12 protein-coding genes are annotated in these 17026 nt (G+C 70.1%); 4 read left to right on the forward strand and 8 right to left on the reverse strand.

Features of this window, described 5'->3' with window-relative positions:
* Positions 1-362 (forward strand): UDP binding domain-containing protein (locus KY572_RS46075; RefSeq protein ID WP_317987996.1); only part of this gene is annotated, 362 nt, incomplete at its 5' end.
* Positions 363-465: 103 nt separating this feature from the next.
* Complete coding sequence (locus KY572_RS46080) at positions 466-2190, forward strand: TldD/PmbA family protein (protein ID WP_224250183.1); 1725 nt, start codon at positions 466-468, stop codon at positions 2188-2190.
* A gap of 8 nt (positions 2191-2198) precedes the next feature.
* Here the strand turns inward: KY572_RS46080 and KY572_RS46085 are convergent, their stop codons facing one another.
* The 3 genes from KY572_RS46085 to KY572_RS46095 are packed head-to-tail and all read right to left on the reverse strand — an operon-like array spanning position 2199 to position 4836.
* Positions 2199-2966, reverse strand: a complete 768-nt coding sequence (locus tag KY572_RS46085) for a phosphodiesterase (protein WP_224250184.1) — start codon at positions 2964-2966, stop codon at positions 2199-2201.
* Positions 2967-3002: 36 nt separating this feature from the next.
* Positions 3003-3899, reverse strand: coding sequence for a gluzincin family metallopeptidase (locus KY572_RS46090; protein ID WP_224250185.1), 897 nt, complete (start codon positions 3897-3899; stop codon positions 3003-3005).
* 1 nt (position 3900) lies between these two features.
* Positions 3901-4836 carry an alkaline phosphatase family protein gene (locus KY572_RS46095; protein ID WP_224250186.1) on the reverse strand — a complete coding sequence of 312 codons (936 nt, stop codon included), beginning with the start codon at positions 4834-4836 and terminating at the stop codon, positions 3901-3903.
* Between the two features lie 41 nt (positions 4837-4877).
* Here KY572_RS46095 and KY572_RS46100 point away from each other — a divergent pair, with 41 nt between their 5' ends.
* Positions 4878-5966, forward strand: coding sequence for a DUF4388 domain-containing protein (locus tag KY572_RS46100; protein WP_224250187.1), 1089 nt, complete (start codon positions 4878-4880; stop codon positions 5964-5966).
* A 14-nt stretch (positions 5967-5980) separates the two neighbouring features.
* On the opposite strand, the gene KY572_RS46105 is transcribed toward KY572_RS46100, so the two are convergent.
* The 5 genes from KY572_RS46105 to KY572_RS46125 all read right to left on the reverse strand — a co-directional run bounded on the left by KY572_RS46105 (position 5981) and on the right by KY572_RS46125 (position 15531).
* Positions 5981-7909 (reverse strand): CHAT domain-containing protein, encoded by a 1929-nt coding sequence (locus tag KY572_RS46105; RefSeq protein WP_224250188.1) that lies wholly within the window; start codon positions 7907-7909, stop codon positions 5981-5983.
* Positions 7910-7965: 56 nt separating this feature from the next.
* Positions 7966-9057, reverse strand: coding sequence for an ADYC domain-containing protein (locus KY572_RS46110; protein WP_224250189.1), 1092 nt, complete (start codon positions 9055-9057; stop codon positions 7966-7968).
* A 109-nt stretch (positions 9058-9166) separates the two neighbouring features.
* The gene (locus KY572_RS46115) at positions 9167-13033 is read right to left on the reverse strand and encodes a bifunctional serine/threonine-protein kinase/formylglycine-generating enzyme family protein (protein WP_224250190.1); all 3867 of its coding nucleotides are present in this window, start codon (positions 13031-13033) and stop codon (positions 9167-9169) included.
* Positions 13034-13207: 174 nt separating this feature from the next.
* Positions 13208-14377 carry a GTP-binding protein gene (locus KY572_RS46120; RefSeq protein ID WP_224250191.1) on the reverse strand — a complete coding sequence of 390 codons (1170 nt, stop codon included), beginning with the start codon at positions 14375-14377 and terminating at the stop codon, positions 13208-13210.
* Positions 14374-15531 (reverse strand): anhydro-N-acetylmuramic acid kinase, encoded by a 1158-nt coding sequence (locus KY572_RS46125; protein ID WP_224250192.1) that lies wholly within the window; start codon positions 15529-15531, stop codon positions 14374-14376. The genes KY572_RS46120 and KY572_RS46125 overlap by 4 nt, the downstream gene beginning before the upstream one ends.
* Positions 15532-15627: 96 nt before the next feature.
* Between KY572_RS46125 and KY572_RS46130 the strand changes: the two genes are divergently transcribed.
* Positions 15628-17010, forward strand: coding sequence for a DUF2314 domain-containing protein (locus tag KY572_RS46130; protein WP_224250193.1), 1383 nt, complete (start codon positions 15628-15630; stop codon positions 17008-17010).
* Positions 17011-17026: the final 16 nt, after the last annotated feature.

Below are 17026 nucleotides of genomic sequence, written 5' to 3' on the forward strand. Positions count from 1 at the left end.
ACAAGAAGACGCTGAATGGCGCCAAGGTGCTGTGCCTGGGCGCGGCCTACAAGAAGGACATCGACGACATGCGTGAGAGCCCGAGCCTCCGGGTCATCTCGCTGCTCAAGGAGAAGGGCGCCGAGGTCAGCTACCACGATCCGTACGTGCCGAAGCTGGAGAAGGGCCACGGCTTCCACTACGAGATGACGTCGGTGCCGCTGTCTCCGGAGATGCTGGGCGAGTACGACGCGGTGGTCATCCTCACGGACCACTCGTCCATCGACTACGCGACGGTGGTGCAGAAGTCCCAGTGTGTCATCGACACGCGCAACGCCACGAAGCTGGTGGGCCCGGGGCGTGAGAAGGTGACGAAGGCCTAGCCACACGGCTCGATTGCCTTGCAGGCGAGGGTCCTCGCCGCTCCAGTCCGGGGCGGTGAGGACCTTCGATGCATTGCGGGATGGCTCGGGTACAGTGGGGCGCGTGAGACTTCCCTGCCTGCCTGCCCTCCCTCTACTGGCCGCCTCCGCCTTCCTCTTCGCCGCCACGCCTCCGGCCGACCCGCGCGAGACGTTGATGGAGGCGATGGTGGCCGAGCTGACCCGCAACCAGCAGCAGCTCCAGCTCAAGGGCCACGAGTCGCCGTACTTCGTGAGCTACCAGCTCAAGGACTACGATCAGTACGCCATCTCCGCGCGGTATGGCGCGCTCTTCCAGGATGCCACCGGCCACGAGCGCCGGCTGTCGGCGGACGTGCGGGTGGGCACCTACGACTTCGACAGCTCGGTCCCCGAGGCGATGGACTTCCTGGTCTCCACGAAGGGGACCAGCTTCTTCGCGCGGCCGGATGGCCCCATCGATGACTCGCCGGTGGCGCTGCGCACGGCGCTGTGGCTGCTGACGGACGAGAAGTACAAGTCGGCGCTCGCCCAGTTCCTCAAGAAGAAGGGCGAGGATGTGTACACGGTGGAGGACCCGAAGCGTCCGCCGTCCTTCTCCCGGGAGAAGCCGAACACCTACGTGCAGCCGCCCGTCGCGTTCCCGTTCGATCGGGAGAAGTGGCGGAAGGTGGCTCGGACGCTGTCCGCCCGCTTCAACGCCCACCCGGAGCTCTTCGACTCGGACGTGCGGATCACCGCGGACAAGGTGATGCGCATCTTCGTGTCCTCCGAGGGCAGCCGCATCATCACCGAGGAGACGCTCTACGGGCTGCACATCACCGCGGTGACGCGCGCGGATGATGGCCAGCTGCTGGACGACTCGCGGGACTTCTACTCGCCCACGGAGGCGGGCCTGCCGGACGAGGCGAAGCTGGCCGAGGCCGCGGACAAGGTGATCTCGGAGCTGCTGACGCTGCGCAAGGCGCCCGCGATCGATCCGTACACGGGGCCGGCCATCCTGGCGCCGGAGGCCTCCGGGGTGCTCTTCCACGAGGCCGTGGGGCACCGGCTCGAGGGCCACCGGCAGGATGATGACCGGGAGGGCAAGACGTTCCGCGGGCAGGAGGGCAAGCAGGTGCTGCCGACCTTCCTCTCCATCCATGACGACCCGTCCACGCGGGTGCTGAACGGGGAGATGCTCAACGGCTACTACCAGTTCGACGAGGAGGGCGTGAAGGGACAGCGGGTGGTGCTGGTGGAGAAGGGCGTGCTGAGGAGCTACCTGCTGTCACGCCAGCCGGTGGAGGGCTTCCTGCAGTCGAACGGGCACGGCCGGAGCCAGGGCACGCAGCGGCCCGTGGCGCGCATGGCCAACCTGGTCGTGAGCTCCACGAAGCAGGTCAGCGACACCGAGCTGAAGCGGCAGCTCATCGCCGAGGCGAAGCGGCAGGGCAAGCCCTACGGCCTCATCATCCGGGACATCACCGGCGGCAACACCAACACCGCCAGCTATGGCTACCAGGCGTTCAAGGGGGTGCCTCGGATGGTGTACCGCGTGGATGTGCGGGACGGGAAGGAGACGCTCGTGCGCGGAGTGGAGATCGTCGGCACGCCGCTGTCCGCGATCAACCGCGTCATGGCCACGGGACAGAAGCAGGGCATCTTCAACGGCTTCTGCGGCGCGGAGAGCGGCATGGTGCCCGTGTCCACCGTGGCCCCCGCGGTGCTCCTGCAGGAGATCGAGCTGCAGCGCACGATGGAGGGCAAGGATCGTCCGCCGCTCCTCACCAGCCCGGCGGCGGCCTCCGCTCCCGCGGCCAAGAACTGAGCGAGCGGCTACCGGATGTAGCTCGTGTGGGAGACGAGGCCGGAGTCCTCGCTCCACAGATGGAGCTGGCAGGCTGGCGGATCATCGTTGATCGCCAGCCGGCCCTCGCGGCGCAGATCGAGCACCACCTGGTGCGCGGTGCTCGGGCAGGTGCTGGCCACCGTGCCCGCGAAGCGCTTCACGATGGGGCGGTGCAGGTGTCCGCACAGGATGCGCTCGACCTGCGGGTGCTTCTGGATGATCTCCGCCAGCGCCTCGCTCCCGTCGAGTCCCATCTCGTCCATGCGCACGATGCCGGTGCGGAAGGGCGGGTGGTGCATCATCACCAGCGTGGGTCGCCGGGGCGCCTCCGCCAGACGTGCGTCGAGCCAGCTCAACCGCTCCGGGCAGAGCCTCCCGCCGGGCGCTCCGGGCACCAGGGTGTCCAGCGCGATGAGGCGCAGCGGGCCCAGGTCCACCGCGTACTGCAGGAAGCCCTGCCTGGGCAGGTAGCTGTGGCTGGCGAAGGCCTCCCGCAGGTTCTCCCGGTGGTCGTGATTGCCCGGGACGATGAAGCAGGGCATCGGCAGCTGCGCCATCATGCCGGCGAGCACGGCGTACTCCCGCGGGTGTCCCTCGTCGACCAGGTCGCCGGTGCACAGCACCACATCGGGCCGCGGGTCCAGACGGCACAGGTGCTGGACGGCCTTCTCGAGCTGCACGGCGGTGCGGCACTGAAGGTCGACGTTCGAGCCGGGGACACCGACGTGGAGATCCGTGATTTGCGCCAGGAGCACAGGGGCAGGCTATCAGACTCCCTGCCCGAAGGCTGCTCAGGGGCCTGACGGATCAGGGCTCTCCGGAGCCGCCGGCGCCTGCTCGGGGCCTCGCAGCAGCCGTCCTCCCCTGAAGCCCCGCAAGCGAAGGTAGCGCGTGAAGTCCCGGAGGAACGCCTCCGGCGGCAGCCCCACCGTCGTCGTGAAGGCCACCGGGAAGTCCGGGCCCCGGCTCATCTCCTCCAGCAGCGCGCGCACCGTCTCCTCCCCGTACCGGTTCACCAGGAAGGTGAAGGCGTGGTGGGCCGCTCCATACGCCACGGGCATCTGCTTCTGGTAGAGCGCCTCGGGGCGCAGCAGCGGCTCCCACGTCGGGTTCTCCTCCAGCGTTCGCGCGAGCTGCTCCAGCGTCGGCCTGCGGTAGCCCTGCTCCGCCGTGTACGAGGCCATCCCCTCGCGGAACCACCCGGGGATCTTCTTCTGCCGCCAGCCTCCGAGATCCGCCGCCGCCTGGTACATCACCGCGTGCGTCAGCTCGTGCAGCATCGTCTCATCCAGATCCCGCTGCGTGGCGGGGAGCGGGCTCCAGGTGCTCGGCGCCTGCACATCCATGACGTTGTAGCGCGTCCACGCCCGCAGCCACTCGTAGCCGGAGCGCCTCGCCGCATCCTCGAGGTCCTCATGATCCCGGTGGATGCGCACCGTGACGGGCTCCTGGAGCCTGCCCCACCTGGCGAGCCGGTGCCCGGCCTTCTCGATGGAGGCTCGGACCATGGCCGCATCCTGGGTGTCCGCGGGCGGGTACTCCAGGAGGAACGTCCCCACCTCCGTCTGCACGGGCACCGCGTCCGCCTTCAGCGCCGCCCGAGACCCCACGCACCCCGCCCCCAGCATCAGCGCGAGCACCACGCCGACTCCCGGTCCCCTCTGGCTCCGACCCACCGTCACGCTCATCTCACTCCGCGTTCAGCCAGCGCAGCACCGTGCGCCCCACATCGGCCACGGTCGCAAGCGCTTCCACCTCTGGCGCTGGCGGGCCGAAGTAGAGCACGGGCACGGGGTTCAGGGTGTGGCTCCGTGTCGAGAGATCCTCCACGTTGCCATGATCACTACAGATGAGCACCCGCGCATCCTCGGGCCGCGTGGCCACCACGGCCCGGGCGAAGGCGTCGAAGGTGTCCAGCGCCCGGAGCGCCGCCTCGAAGTCCCGCGCGTGTCCGGCCTCGTCCGCCAGGTAGTGCTCGAAGAAGGTGAAGTCCATCCCCTCGGCCACCCGCCAGAAGATCTCCGCCGCCTCCTCGGGGGTGCGCTGGGGCACGGACAGGCCTCGGTTCATCGCATGGGCGCCCGTGATGTCGTGCGTGAGGCCCTGCCCGGCGCGAGCGTCATCCAGCGTCCGCAGCGGCACCTGTCCCGCGGCGAAGGCCAGGGTGGACGCCGACGGCTTCAGGCGCCGCTGCATGGCCGGCGGGAAGGTGAACTCCGGCGGAGTGGTGGACTCGCGGCGGCGCAGCTTCAGCGCGTCCAGGTACGGCGCCGGGTAGCTGTTGGCGAAGGTTGCCGTGCGCCCGGAGGTCATCAGCCGCTTGACGAGCGAGCGCTCCGCCAGCAGGTCTCGCAGGGGCGCGTTGGGGTAGCCCAGCACGTGCCCCTGGATGAGGACCGGCGCGGGCTCTCCGGTGAGGATGGCCGTCTGGTTGGACGCCGATTGGGGACGCCCCTCGACGCCGAAGGTCGTGTCCACTGGGACACATCTTCCTTCCTCGGGTAGGAGTGTTCCGGGCGCGTCCGCGAACTGGGAGAGCAGGTGGACCCTCCCCGCAAGCGGGTTCACGGCCGGGTCCTTCCGGCCTACACCCACACCATCGATGAACAGGAGCGCGACGCGCACGGCTACTGACTGTATCCTTGAATTTCTGGAATCCGTCACCCATGGCCCTTCACGGCGACCTCTTCAGCTATCCGCTTCCTGAACTCCTGCAGTGGCTCGATGGATCCCGCAAGACGGGGACGTTGCAGCTGTCGTGGGAGGCCGGGGAGCGCAAGATCTTCGTCCTCTCCGGCCAGGTGATCGCCACCGCCAGCCGGGGACTGCGCGAGCGCGTGGCCCGCCTGCTGGAGCTGGCCCGGCTGTGCGCGGGCAGCCGGGTGCTCGCCTCCTTCGACGAGCTGCAGCGCACCCCGGACGTGGAGCAGGCCTTCTCCTCGCACGGCGTGGACGTGCGCCTGGTCCGCGAGATGGGCCGCGAGGAGCTGTTCAGCTCGATGATGGACCTGACCATCGCGGGCCGCGGCACCTTCCACTGGACGGAGGACGCGGACCGCACGGGCGAGGACTGGGTGCCCTCGGACATGAGCATCCGCGAGCTGCTCTTCGAGTCCCTGCGCTGGGTGGACGAGCACGGGGACGTGGAGCAGGCCCTGCCCATCGACGCGATGAGCGTGCGCGCGGTGGCGCCGCCCAGCTCGAGCCAGCCGCTGCTGCACCGGGTCATCCTCACGCTGTGCACCTCGCCGCAGAACCTGGGCCGGCTGCGGCTGTCCATGGGGATGTCGCGCTCGGCCGTCACCCGGCGCGTCTTCGATCTGCTGCGCCTGAAGCAGGTGGAGGTAGAGGGCGCTCCGCAGGTGGAGGCCGACCCCGTGGCGGAGATGCTGGAGAAGGGCGGGGTGCTGGTGCGCGAGGGGCAGTACGACTCGGCCGGCATCATCTGCGCCTCGCTGCTCGCCAGCGATCCGGCGGACCGGCGCGTGCGCGAGTTCGCCCGCATGGTCCAGCGCGAGCACGTGGCGGCACTCTACTCGGAGCTGCCTCCGGTGGCGGTGCCGGTGCCGGTGCACGATCCGGAGGGCATGGCGCTGCTCAAGCCCGAGGAGCGGCAGATCGCCGGGCTGGTGAACGGCGGCTGGGATGTGTCCACGCTGGTGCTGGCGGTGCCAGCGCGCGAGCTGGACACCCTGCGCACGCTGGCGAAGCTGGTGCGCATGGGCCTGGTCCAGCTCACCATGCCCATGCGCTGAGCCGCTCCAGGTCGCTACGGCGTGGAGGGCTGCGTGGGGAGGAACCCGAGCGAGCGCAGCGGCCCGTCCCGGCCGAGCGTGATGAAGGGCGCCCAGTAGTAGGGGTGGGGGTGCGTCTCGCGCAAGGCGCGCATGGCGTCATGGAGGGCCTCCGTCCGTCCCTTTCCCGCCAGCAGGTGGCGGTAGTAGCTCTCCATGAGGAGGCGGGTCGTTTCGTCGTTGACCTGCCACAGGCTCATGACGACGGTCTCCGCGCCCGCGATGACGAGGGCCCGGCGCAGGCCGTGGACGCCCTGTCCGAGCTCGACGGCCCCTCGGCCCGTGTCGCAGGCGGACAGGACGACGAGCTCGGTGCCCCACAGGTCGAGGCCCGCCAGCTCGAGCGCGGTCACCGGGGCGGCCTCGGAGCGACGCCCACCGCTGGGGACTTCCGCCTTCCGAGCGCCTTCGCTGGCGAGCAGGAGGCCGGAGCTCAGCATGGAGGACTGGGGGAGTTGAACGGAGGCCTGCGCGCTGAAGGTACCGACGTGGGTCAGGGCGCGCGCTCCCGGGGTGAGGGCGACATCCTCGTGAGAGAAGCCGTGCGTCGCCACATGGAGGATGCTGGGAGCGTTCAGTCCCAGGAGCCTCTCTTTCGTGGCCTCGGCGCCGAGAAAGAGCTGGGCCTTGGGGAACAGGCGCCGGATGGCCTCGGCTTCCTGGCGAGTCCCGGGGAGCGGCAGCCAGGCCGTGTCGCCCAGCACTCCGCGCCAGAGTTCGCGCGGATCGGGAAGGGTCATGCGCAGGGCCAGCGCGGACTTCATCGACTCGGAGAAGTCAGGCACGGGCGCTGGCGAGCCGAGGTCGGGATCGGCCAGGACGACCATCGGGCCTGAAAAGGCAGGCGCCTCGGGCCGGGGCAGCAGATCCCTGCCGGAGGTCAGCAAGGTGAACGTGAAGGCCTCGGTGAGGAAGTCCTTGCCGTCGTGGAGCGCGTGGAAGGGCACGAGGCCCAGCTGGCCATCGGGACTGAGGTAGATGCGGCGCGCCTTGCCGAGGACCGGTCGCAGGGGCTCGAAGGCCAGGGCGTAGAGCGTGCGGGCCGGGGCCTGGTAGGCCGCGTCGCGGATGGCGAAGGCGTCCACCAGGGCGGAGGCGGCGCTGTCGATGGGCTCCGCGGGGCCCAGGTCGATCGCGTGGAGGCGGCCGTCCGGGAAGAGCACCAGGGCCAGGTAGCGCAGCGGGCCGCGCCCCTGAGCCGTGGGCTGCCCCTGCTCGGAGCTGTGCCCACGGGCTTCATAGGCAATGAACTCGATCAGCGCCCCGTCCCGCGGGAGGGAGGCCGCCACGCGGTCGACGATCCGCCCGGGTGGAGGGAGCGCCGTGCGCGCACGCTGGGGAGCGGAGCGTCGGACGAGCTCGGCTTCGAGGGCGTCTGTCTGCTCGGCGAGAGCCGAGAGTCGCCGCTGATGCTCGGCTGCTGGGAGCGAGCCCGCGCCCTGGAGTGACAGCATGGCCAGCCTGGTGCGCAGAGCGCGCAGCTGCTCGAAGGATTCGTGGTCCCGAGGGTCGATGCCACGGGAGAGGGAGCGAAACCTGCTGGAGGACTCCTCGAGAAAGCGCCCCTTGCGCAGCAGCACCGCGGTCATGGCCAGACGGCGTACACGGGCGTCGTCCGGGTGGGCCTGGAGCAGGGCGTAGATGCGCTCCTCGTCGGTGCGCAGGAGCCGCAGGTGGCTCATCAGGCGCGGTGCGGAGAGGTCGACCGCCTCTCTCCGGAGGTGCTCCTCGGAGAGATCGAGCGCACGAGAGAGGATTGGCAGGGCCTCGTCCAGACGACGCTGGGCCTCATCCAGCGCCGTCCGAGCCGCGATCCGCCGCGGCTCCGTTGACTCCTGGCCGGCCTCCACCCCCACCGCGCAGCACAGGCCGACCACCAACGTCCATCCGATTGCTCGCCACATGGTATTTCCCCCCTACGGTTCGTTGCGGTCCATGGGCCCGCAACCCCCCTCGCTGCCTATTGGCTTCGAGGGGAGCTGCCGGAACTCCTGGGCTCTCCGTACGACTGGTTGCGCAGCAACGCCGTCTCGGCGGTCACGCCTTCGCGTCGCGCGGCGCAGCGGCTTCCGTGGGCTCGCTCCACCTCCGTGGTGGCGCGGAGGCGCTCGGGGCACTCCTGGAGGATCGTCTCCAGCGCGCGCCCGTCCCGGGTATGCGCCAGGCACGTGGCACCGTCCGTCGTCCAGTCCGCCTCGAACGACGCCAGGGCGGGATTCCAGGTAGCCGAGGCCTCCGTCGTCGGCGTGAGCAGGCCGAGCTGGTCAGACACGTCGATGAGCGTGTCCGCACGGGTATGGGTGCGACCGTTGCCGCAGTAGTCGGCGCGGGCCATGCGGGTGCAGGCCTGATGCAGCGCGCTCAGCGACTGCCCCTTGTGGCTGGCCCAGGGCTTGTAGCCCCAGGTGATGCACTTGCTGATGACGCCCGTCTCGCAGGCCAGGGTGAACCTGTTCGCCGCGTCATGGCGCGCTCCGCTCTCGTCCCAGACGCCGCTCACCGCCAGCGCCCGCGGATCCGGCACGCGGCGGGTCGCCACGCACGGGTTCTCCCAGTCCTGGGCCACCGGGTTCCAGGCCTCGATGCGGTACCAGACCATGGAGGGATCCTCCGGAGAGGGCTCGGCGCCGCAGATGGCGATCTCCATGGGCTTGCCGTCGCTGGAGGTTCCCTGGAGCACGGTGCCCGTGAGGCTGAGGGAGGCGTCGGGTGAGGCCACCAGCCGGCCGTCCTTCAGCGTCAGGGCCGCCACCTGGGAGCCGACGTCGGACCGAGGGGTGACATCCACCGAGACGAGCACGCTGCGCTGCTCATCGCTCCCCGCTCGCGCGCCCCAGGTCTGCCGGGTACCCCAGAGCATCGTGCCCTGGGCATGGCCTCCTCGGCTGGGAGCGCGGCTCTGGCACCGGCGCGAGTACCGCTCGGAATCAGCGGCCTGGGCAACGGCCGGGTGGGACTGCTTCGGCGTGGACGGCTCCGCGAATGCCAGAGCGGAGAGCAGCAGGGACAGGGAGGCCAGCAGGAACCGGGTCGACCTGGTCAGCGGTATCATCGATGAACCTCTCGGTTGGAGTTGGGACGACTTTCCAACGAGAGGCTCGAAGTCGCTGTGAGCCTCCTCACAGGTTGCAAGTGAGGAGCGTCACGCCTTTCCCGGCGTGTTACCGAAGTGGGGGCGAGCCACAGACGCGGACGCCAATGACCGCGTCACGCAGAGTGGGATCGCCGGGGGCGCGGTTGGCGGTTCGTGCGTCGATGTAGTGGTAGTACCAACCTCCACCCTTCAGGACGATGCGTCCGAGCTCCGGCGTCGCGGGCCGTGTCATCTCCATTGCGTTGCCAGCCATGTCCGAGAGGCCGAAGGGGCTGTTCGAGGCCGGATGGGCTCCCACCTCGTCGGGCCCGAACGACACGGGCTGCCGATCGTAGGTGAGGTCGAAGTTGGCGTCGTCCGGCTGCATCCGGCTCCCATGCGGGAAGGCGCGACCGTCGGCGCCGCGTGCAGCGAACTCCCACTCGTGCTCGGTGCACAGGCGGGCTCCCGGCAGTGCTCCCGAGCGATCGAGCCAGTAGAAGTAACCCGCGAGGTCCTCGGCGGAGACGCCGGACAGGGGGAATCGACGCCAGTCGGCCTCTTTACGCCGGGACCGCTCGGGATATTGAAAGCGCTCGTATTCGGTCGCCCTGAAGACGGTGCTCTGGCGATGAAAGGAGAAGCGCCATCCGGTTCCGAGCGAGTAACGAAGCGTGACTGCTCCCGCGGAGTTGATGTGCGGTTGCGTGAGTATGTCTCTCGCAGGAGCTTCTGGAGGTAGGGAGTCGAGATACTTGATCCAATCTCCGAAGGTGACCTCCGTCTTCCCGATCAGGAACCCCTCGTCGAGACACACACGGTGGAGCGGCGCGGTGGCCAGGAACTCCCGCACCTCCTCAGGATCATTGCTGCCCTGGAGAAAGCAGCCTTGCGGGATGTAGACGTAGCCAGGGGGAACAGTGGAGGGGAGTGCGATGTCGAGGGCTTGGGTCTTGCCGCGCGTGAGGAGCAGGGGAAGAACCACCGGAGCGCGATCAGCTCGTGTGATGCGGAGCCGGTAGGAGCCAGCGGGCAGCTGCTTTCCGGTGATGGGAGTCACGCCGAGCGGTGGCATGGGCTCAAGGCGAAGTCCCTGGGCATCACTGACATAGCGCTCGATCTCCACCTGAGCGCCTGGAGGATCGGTCACGAGCCCGAGCTCGGCGGGCGCATGGAGTCTCTGCCGCCACACCGCACCCTCGGGCGCCAGGTCCAGCAGCAGTTCGAGGCGCAACATCAGCTCGTCGCGGGAGCGTTGCTGGTGGAAGAACTCGGCGAGGACCAGTCGCTCGTAGAGGGCCTCAATGCGGAGTTGGCGCGCAACTCGATTGTCTCTCGCACGATCGAGCACCTTCTCGAGCGACTGGTCCGCGCGAGCGTAGGCTGTGTCTGCTTTTTCAAGCAGTAAGAGCGCATCGCTCCATTTCCGCTCAGCGGCTTTCCAGGAGGCCTGCGGGTCCGATGACGTCTCGAGACTGGGGGATGGAGGCGTCTTGCGCTCGAACAGCGCGAGCGCCTCCTCGCGGCGTGCCCGGGCCAGATCTCCAAGCCTGTACCCCTCGGCCATCTCGGCCCGCGCGGCGTCGAGCTCTTTCGCGACGAGGTGCTCATTCTCGAAGTAGGCCTGCAGGCGAAGACCCAGATAGAGGAAGCCGAGGGCGAGCACCACCCCGAGCACGGTGAGAGACCGGCCCCAGCGCTGGAGCCTCAAGGCACGGCGGGAGCCGGAGAGAAAGGCGCGGGCTCTCGGCGTCAGGGTGCTGGGATCGAGCGGGCGCGCTTCGTCCACCAGTCGCTGCCCCCACAAGGCATCCCTGGCCCGACCCAGGCGCTCCCACTCGGCGCTCGCCGCCTCGACCCGCTGTCGCACCGCGCGATGGCCGATGTCGTCGTCGAGCCAGTTGCGCAGCGTGCCCCAGCTCACCATGAGCGCGTCGTGGGCGATCTCGTACCGGGCCTTGCCACCCTCGGTGTGCACCTGGAGCAGCCGGCCCTCGGAGAGCGCGTGGAGGGCGGCCCGGGAGGCCGCGGACGGTGTCCCGATGAGCTCCTCCTCGCTGCGCAGGAGCCGCGTCCCACCGGTCGTCACTAGCTGGACGAGGAGCCGCCGTGCCGCCTGCTGCTCCTCCGGCCTCAGCTGTGCAATCACCCCATCCGCGTGTCGCGACAGCGCCCCGGCCACGCCTCCCATCTCGTAGAGCACCTGCCGCGTGATGCGGCCCTGCGCGGGATCTCTGCGCTCCCACAGCTCGGTGAGCGCGAACTGGAGGAGGGGCAGGTTGCCCGTGCCGTGCAGCGTGGACGCGATGAGCGTCTGGATGAACTCCTCGGACTCGAAGACGACGCCGCGGCTGCGCGCCGGACCGACGATGGCCTCGTGCACGCCTTCGGGCGACATGGCGTGGAGGATGTAGAGCGCTCGCTCGGCCTCGGTCGCCAGCCCAGGCAGTGCGCAGACGCTCGTCAGGAAGTTGCCGCGCATCGCCAGGAGCACCCGGACGCCGGTGGACGGCAGCGCGAGCTCGCCGAGGACCGCGGCGAAGCTGGCGGCCTGGGCGGGATCGGCCTGGGTGACGAGCTCCTCGAGCTGATCGATGAACAGCAGCAGCCCGCGCTGCCCCTGGAAGGTCTCTCGCAGCGCCTGCGCGACCGCGGCGGGAGTGTCCTTCAGCGCGCTCAGGAGCTCCGCCTCCTTCCGCCCCAACAGCGGCGCGAGCGCGGAGGCAAGCGCGTGGAGCGGCCGGTGTCCGGGCCAGAGCGTGACCGTGGAGACCTCGCGGCCCTCGGCCTCGGCATACGAGCTCACCCGGGGCAGCACCCCCGCGCGGCACAGCGAGGACTTGCCGATGCCAGGGTCTCCCACGACGAGGACCAGGGGCTGGCGGTGCAGGCGATCGAGCACGGCGCAGATATCGGCGTCGCGCCCGAAGAAGAGGGCCTGGTGCTCCGCCTCGAAGGGCGCGAGCCCTCGGTAGGGATTGGTGGTGAGCGGCGCGGAGGCGTGGGTGTGCTCGAGCCGCTCCAGGGCCTCGCACAGCAGGTCGGCGGAGGCGAAGCGCTCGGCAGGGTCTGGCGCCAGGCAGCGCATGATGATCGCGGCGAAGTCCGGATCGACGTGCGCCTCGGGACGGATCGGCGGCGGCACCTCTCCCGGGTCGATGGCCTCCGCCGTCGCGCGTGGAGCCATGGCCTCCGGCATCTTCTGGGCGAGCGCATGCGGCGGGAGGCTGCCCGTGCACAGCTCATAGAGGGTGAGGCCGAGCGAATAGAGGTCGCTCTGCGGGGTTGCCGGGGCACCGCGCAGCAGCTCGGGGGCCATGTACCGCGGCGTGCCCGCCAGCGTCTTCGTGCCGAGCGCGCGCAGGGACAGGCTTCGATCGATGCGCTCCGCCAGACCGAAGTCCAGCAGCTTCACCTCACCTCGCTCGGTGACGAGCGCGTTGGCGGGCTTGATGTCCCGGTGGAGGATGCCCTGGCGATGGGCCGCCGCGAGCCCTCGGGCCAGGCCCAGGCCGAGCGTCAGGAGCTGTCGCCAGGGCAGGGGCCTGGGCAGCTGCCCGAGGCTCCGGCCCACCACGTGCTCGGAGACGATGTAGGGATGTCCGCTGACCGAGCCGACACGGAACACCGTGACGACGTTGGGGTGCTGCAGGCGGGCGATGGTGCGCGCCTCGGTCTCGAAGTACTCGAGCAACGTCGGATCCGGCTCTCGCGAGGCGAGGAACTTCACCGCGACGAGCCGGCCCAGGGAGACATCCTGCGCGAGGTAGACGACGCCCATGCCTCCGTGGCCGAGCACCCGCAGCAGGCGGAACTCGTCGAACTCGGAGGGGGGCGTCCAGGGAGGCTCGGACTTTTTCGCCTCGGAGCTGGGAGGTGCTCCCCCCGGGTCTGCTCCCGGCAACGTCTGGGTGTTGTCCTCCGGGCGGAGCTCCCGCGCGGCAGGGGGGGGCACTGCCGCATCCTGCCCATGCCCCCCAGGCAGGACGACGGCGGGCTGGCCAACGGGAGCGCCAGCCTCCGCCTCGCGAGATTTGGACGAGTCCATGGAACTGGAGCCCAGTCTCTCACAGACGGGTCCAGTTCCACGAGCCCGCGGCTGCTACCCTGGAGGGCGGGTGAGCGAGGCTCAGGCCGTCTCGGGCAGCCCCGCGGCGTTCAGCCGGGTGAACACCTGCATGACGAAGTAGAGCGCGAAGGCCGCGTCATCCACCCGCACGGTGTCTACCCTGTTGGACAGCCCCTGCAGCCGCAGCAGGTCGCTGCCATCCACCCGGAGCAGGAAGCCCTGCTGCGCCAGCGTGCCCTCTCCCGCGAGCGCCAGCGCTCGCCGCACCGCGTCCATGCACGCCGTCACGCAGGCCCCGTACTGACCGCTGGCGAAGGACGCCTCCGCGGCGCGGGCATGATCGAAGAGCTCTCCCGGCGCCAGCGCCGTCGCTGGCCCCAGCACGCGCTGGCCCACCGTCCGAGGCACCGACGTCCCCGTGGGCGTCAGCTCCATGCGAGAGGGAGGCATCGCCGCGGCGGCCGGAGCCGGGGCAGGGGCCGCGGGCATGCTCGAGGACGCAGGGCTCTGCCGGGGCGTCATCGCCGGCGGCTGCACCGTGGGCATCGTCTGGGACTGGCGCACCGGCAGGTGCTGGCTCAGCTGCGCCTCCAGTCCCGCTCCAGGGGCCACCGGGGTGGGGGTGGCTCGCGGCGCAGGGACGATGCGCTTGGCCCGCAGATCCTTGATCACCAGCCGGGTGATGGCCTTGAGCGCGTCCAGCACGCCCCGGCCGCTGGTGGCGGACGTCTCGAACTCGGGGGCGCCGCGCGTGTTCAGCGTCGCCCGGAGCTGCTCCACCGGCAGCGCCTTGTCGATGTCCCGCTTGTTCCACTGCATCACCAGCGGGAAGCGGTCCAGGCGGATGCCCTGCTCCAGCAGGTTCTCCTCCAGGTTCTGCAGCGACTCGCGGTTGGAGTCCAGCGCCTCCGGCTGCGAGTCCGCCACGAACACCACCCCGTCCGCCCCCTGCAGCACCAGCTTGCGCGTGGCGTTGTAGAAGACCTGCCCGGGCACGGTGTACAGCGCCAGCCGCACCGAGCAGTCGTTGACCCGCTCCACCTTCACCGGGAGGAAGTCGAAGAACAGGGTTCGATCTCCCTCCGTGGCGATGGACATCATCTCTCCGCGGTGGGCCGGCCGGACCGTCTCGTAGATCTTCCGCAGGGTCGTCGTCTTCCCCGACAGGCCCGGTCCGTAGAAAACGATCTTCGCGGCCACTTCGCGGGCCAACAGGTTCACGCTGCTCACGGTGTGAGCTTACCTAGAACGACTTGGCGCCTCGCGCCAGTTGCCGACGGCACATTCGCTGGAGTTCCTACCAGGTGCTCGGCCGCCAGCAGGGCGAAGCAGGCCGCCTCCTTGGCCCCCTCCGGGAACCCCAGGGCGTCCAGCGTCCGCACCGGCAGAGGGGCCAGCCGAGCCGAGAACCGCTCCATCAGCGCAGGATTCCGGCTTCCACCTCCAGAGACGTACACCGCCTCCAAGGACTTGAAACGGGGCAGGACGTAGGCCTCGTAGGCCCGGGCCGTGGCCTCCACCGTGAACTCGAGCGCCGTGGCGATCAGGTCCTCGGGCCGATCCGGGCGCTGCTCCCAGAGGAAGGAGACGAGCGGCTCGCCGAACCCCTCGCGCCCGGCGCTGCGAGGCGGGGGCAGGGCGAAGAACGGGTGTGTCAGCAGCTCCGCCAGCAGCGAGGGGATGACGGTGCCCTTGCGGGACAGCTGCCCGTCCAGATCGCACTGGAGCCGCCCATTCGTCATCCGCCGCGCCAGCCCGTCCAGCACCATGTTGCCCGGCCCGGTGTCGAAGGCGAGCACGTCGTCGATGCGCTCGCCCACCACGCTCACGTTGGCGATGCCGCCGATGTTCTGGAACGCGCGCACCGCCCCCGGCTTCCGGAACGCCGCCCAGTCGAAGTACGGCACCAGGGGCGCTCCCTGGCCCCCCGCGGCCATGTCCCGTGTACGGAAGTCGCTCACCACGGGGAGGCCGGTGCGCTCGGCGATGACGGAGGGCTCGCCGAGCTGCAGGGTGGAGGGGGTGGTGGAGAGGCTCGAGGGCAGGTGCGCCACCGTCTGCCCGTGCGAGCCGATGACATCCACGTCCCCGGAGCGCAGGCCGGCGCGGGTGATGACGGCCTGGGCGGCCTCGGCGAAGCGCTCGCCCAGCTCGAAGTTGAGCTCGCACAGGGTGCGCGCGTCGTGGGGGCCGAGGACGCGCTGGATGAACTCGGGCGGGAAGGGCCGGGAGATGTGGGCCAGCAGCTTGAGCTGCACCGAGGGGCCCGTGCCTTCGATCTTGCAGAGCACCGCCTCCACCGCGTCCACGCTGGTGCCGGAGATCAACCCCACGCAAAGGCGGGGACGGCTCGGATCCACTCGGATGAAGGGGCGCGGGCTCATGATCCCCAGTGTAAGCCGAGGGGCCCACGGTCGCCTGGAGGAGTGCGGGCTCGTCTTCCAGGCACGCGAGGAGGCCCCTCGTGGCATGCTCGGGCCATGCGTTCTCTTCGCGTGCCCGAGGCACGTTGGCTGTTCGTCCTGGCGTGGCTCGTCCTGACTCCCCTGGCGCTGGCTGGAAAGCCGGCCGCCGCGCCTCCCACCCCGGCGGTGAACCTCTTCCCGAGGGCCCAGCTGCGCGCCTCGGAGTTCACCTGGTCGGTGCTGCTGTTCCACCCTGTAGCACCCAAGGGCGATATCGGGGCCGGCGCGCGCAAGCTGATGGCCTCCAAGTACCCGCGGCTGAACGCCGCGCCCGCGCCCGGGAAGCCCAGGGCCGAGGCCATCGTCCAGCCCGCGCCGGACGAGGAGCTGGAGCCCATCGATGAGGAGCTGTTGCAGTACTTCGGCCGGACGCTGAATGCCGAGGAGCGCAAGCGGCTCGTCGGGGCGCGTCAGGCCACGCTGCTGTCGTTCCGGGTGCTGTTCGAGCTGCGCCACGAGGTGCTCCTGGACGCCACGCGCTTCGCCCACCAGCTCGCCACGGAGCAGGACGCCTTCCTGTGGGACGCCGAGACGCGCGAGTACTTCTCGCCTCGCAGCTGGAAGGAGGCCCGGCTGGACGGATGGAACGGAGGCGTGCCTTTCCTCCCGGCGCACATCACGTTCCATGTCTACCGGAGGAGTGGCGAGGACCTGCGCGTCGTCAGCCTCGGCATGGCGAAGCTGGGCCTGCCGGATCTCGTGGTGGAGCAGGTGTCGCCGTCGCTGTCCCAGGACATGGGGCGCCTGGCCAACGTGGTGGCGCAGCTGCTGGCCGAGGGGCTCGCGCTCTCCGCCGATGGGACACTGGAGGTGGACCTGGCGAAGCTGAAGGACGCCCGGCTGCGCGGCCAGCTCGAGTCACGCGTGCAGAAGGGAGCCTTGCGGCGCGTGAAGCTGCGCGCGCTCGCGGGCCGGCGGGAGCAGGGTGATCCGGACAACCCGCTGCTGGAGCTGGACTTCCCTGGCAAGGGCGATGTCCACGCGCGTCACGTGGCGGCGCTGGATGCGCTCTTCGGGCAGCAGCCGGACGATGTCGTCCACGTGGCGCCGGGCGATCCGGAGCTGGAGGCGGTGACGCGCAAGGCGCTCGCGCGGCTCGTCGAGCTGCGGCCGCGCGTGGAGAAGGGGCTGCGGCCTCCCGAGCAGCTGCTGCTCAAGGCGGGGTTCCGCACGGACAGGGGGGGCACCGAGTTCATGTGGCTGGAGGTCACCGGCTGGGAGGCGGGGAAGTGGCGCGGCACGCTCGCCAACGAGCCGGAGTCCGTGAGCAGCCTGCGGGTGGGCTCGCGCGTGCAGGTCGCCGAGTCCGAGGTGGTCGATTACCTCTACGTGGGCCCTCGGGGCGAGCGGGAAGGCGGCGAGAGCAGCCTCATCCTGATGCGCCGCCAGGGGCACTGAGCCCGTTCCGCCAGCC

Origin of the sequence: Hyalangium gracile, assembly GCF_020103725.1 — a bacterium.
Taxonomy (GTDB): domain Bacteria; phylum Myxococcota; class Myxococcia; order Myxococcales; family Myxococcaceae; genus Hyalangium; species Hyalangium gracile.

What these genes read in the sequence shown, in the direction of transcription:
- KY572_RS46130 (WP_224250193.1), top strand. Translation starts at nt 15,628, where the DNA reads ATGCGTTCTCTTCGCGTGCCCGAGGCACGTTGGCTGTTCGTCCTGGCG.
- KY572_RS46100 (WP_224250187.1), top strand. Translation starts at nt 4,878, where the DNA reads ATGGCCCTTCACGGCGACCTCTTCAGCTATCCGCTTCCTGAACTCCTG.
- KY572_RS46110 (WP_224250189.1), bottom strand. Translation starts at nt 9,057, where the DNA reads ATGATACCGCTGACCAGGTCGACCCGGTTCCTGCTGGCCTCCCTGTCC.
- KY572_RS46125 (WP_224250192.1), bottom strand. Translation starts at nt 15,531, where the DNA reads ATGAGCCCGCGCCCCTTCATCCGAGTGGATCCGAGCCGTCCCCGCCTT.
- KY572_RS46090 (WP_224250185.1), bottom strand. Translation starts at nt 3,899, where the DNA reads ATGAGCGTGACGGTGGGTCGGAGCCAGAGGGGACCGGGAGTCGGCGTG.
- KY572_RS46105 (WP_224250188.1), bottom strand. Translation starts at nt 7,909, where the DNA reads ATGTGGCGAGCAATCGGATGGACGTTGGTGGTCGGCCTGTGCTGCGCG.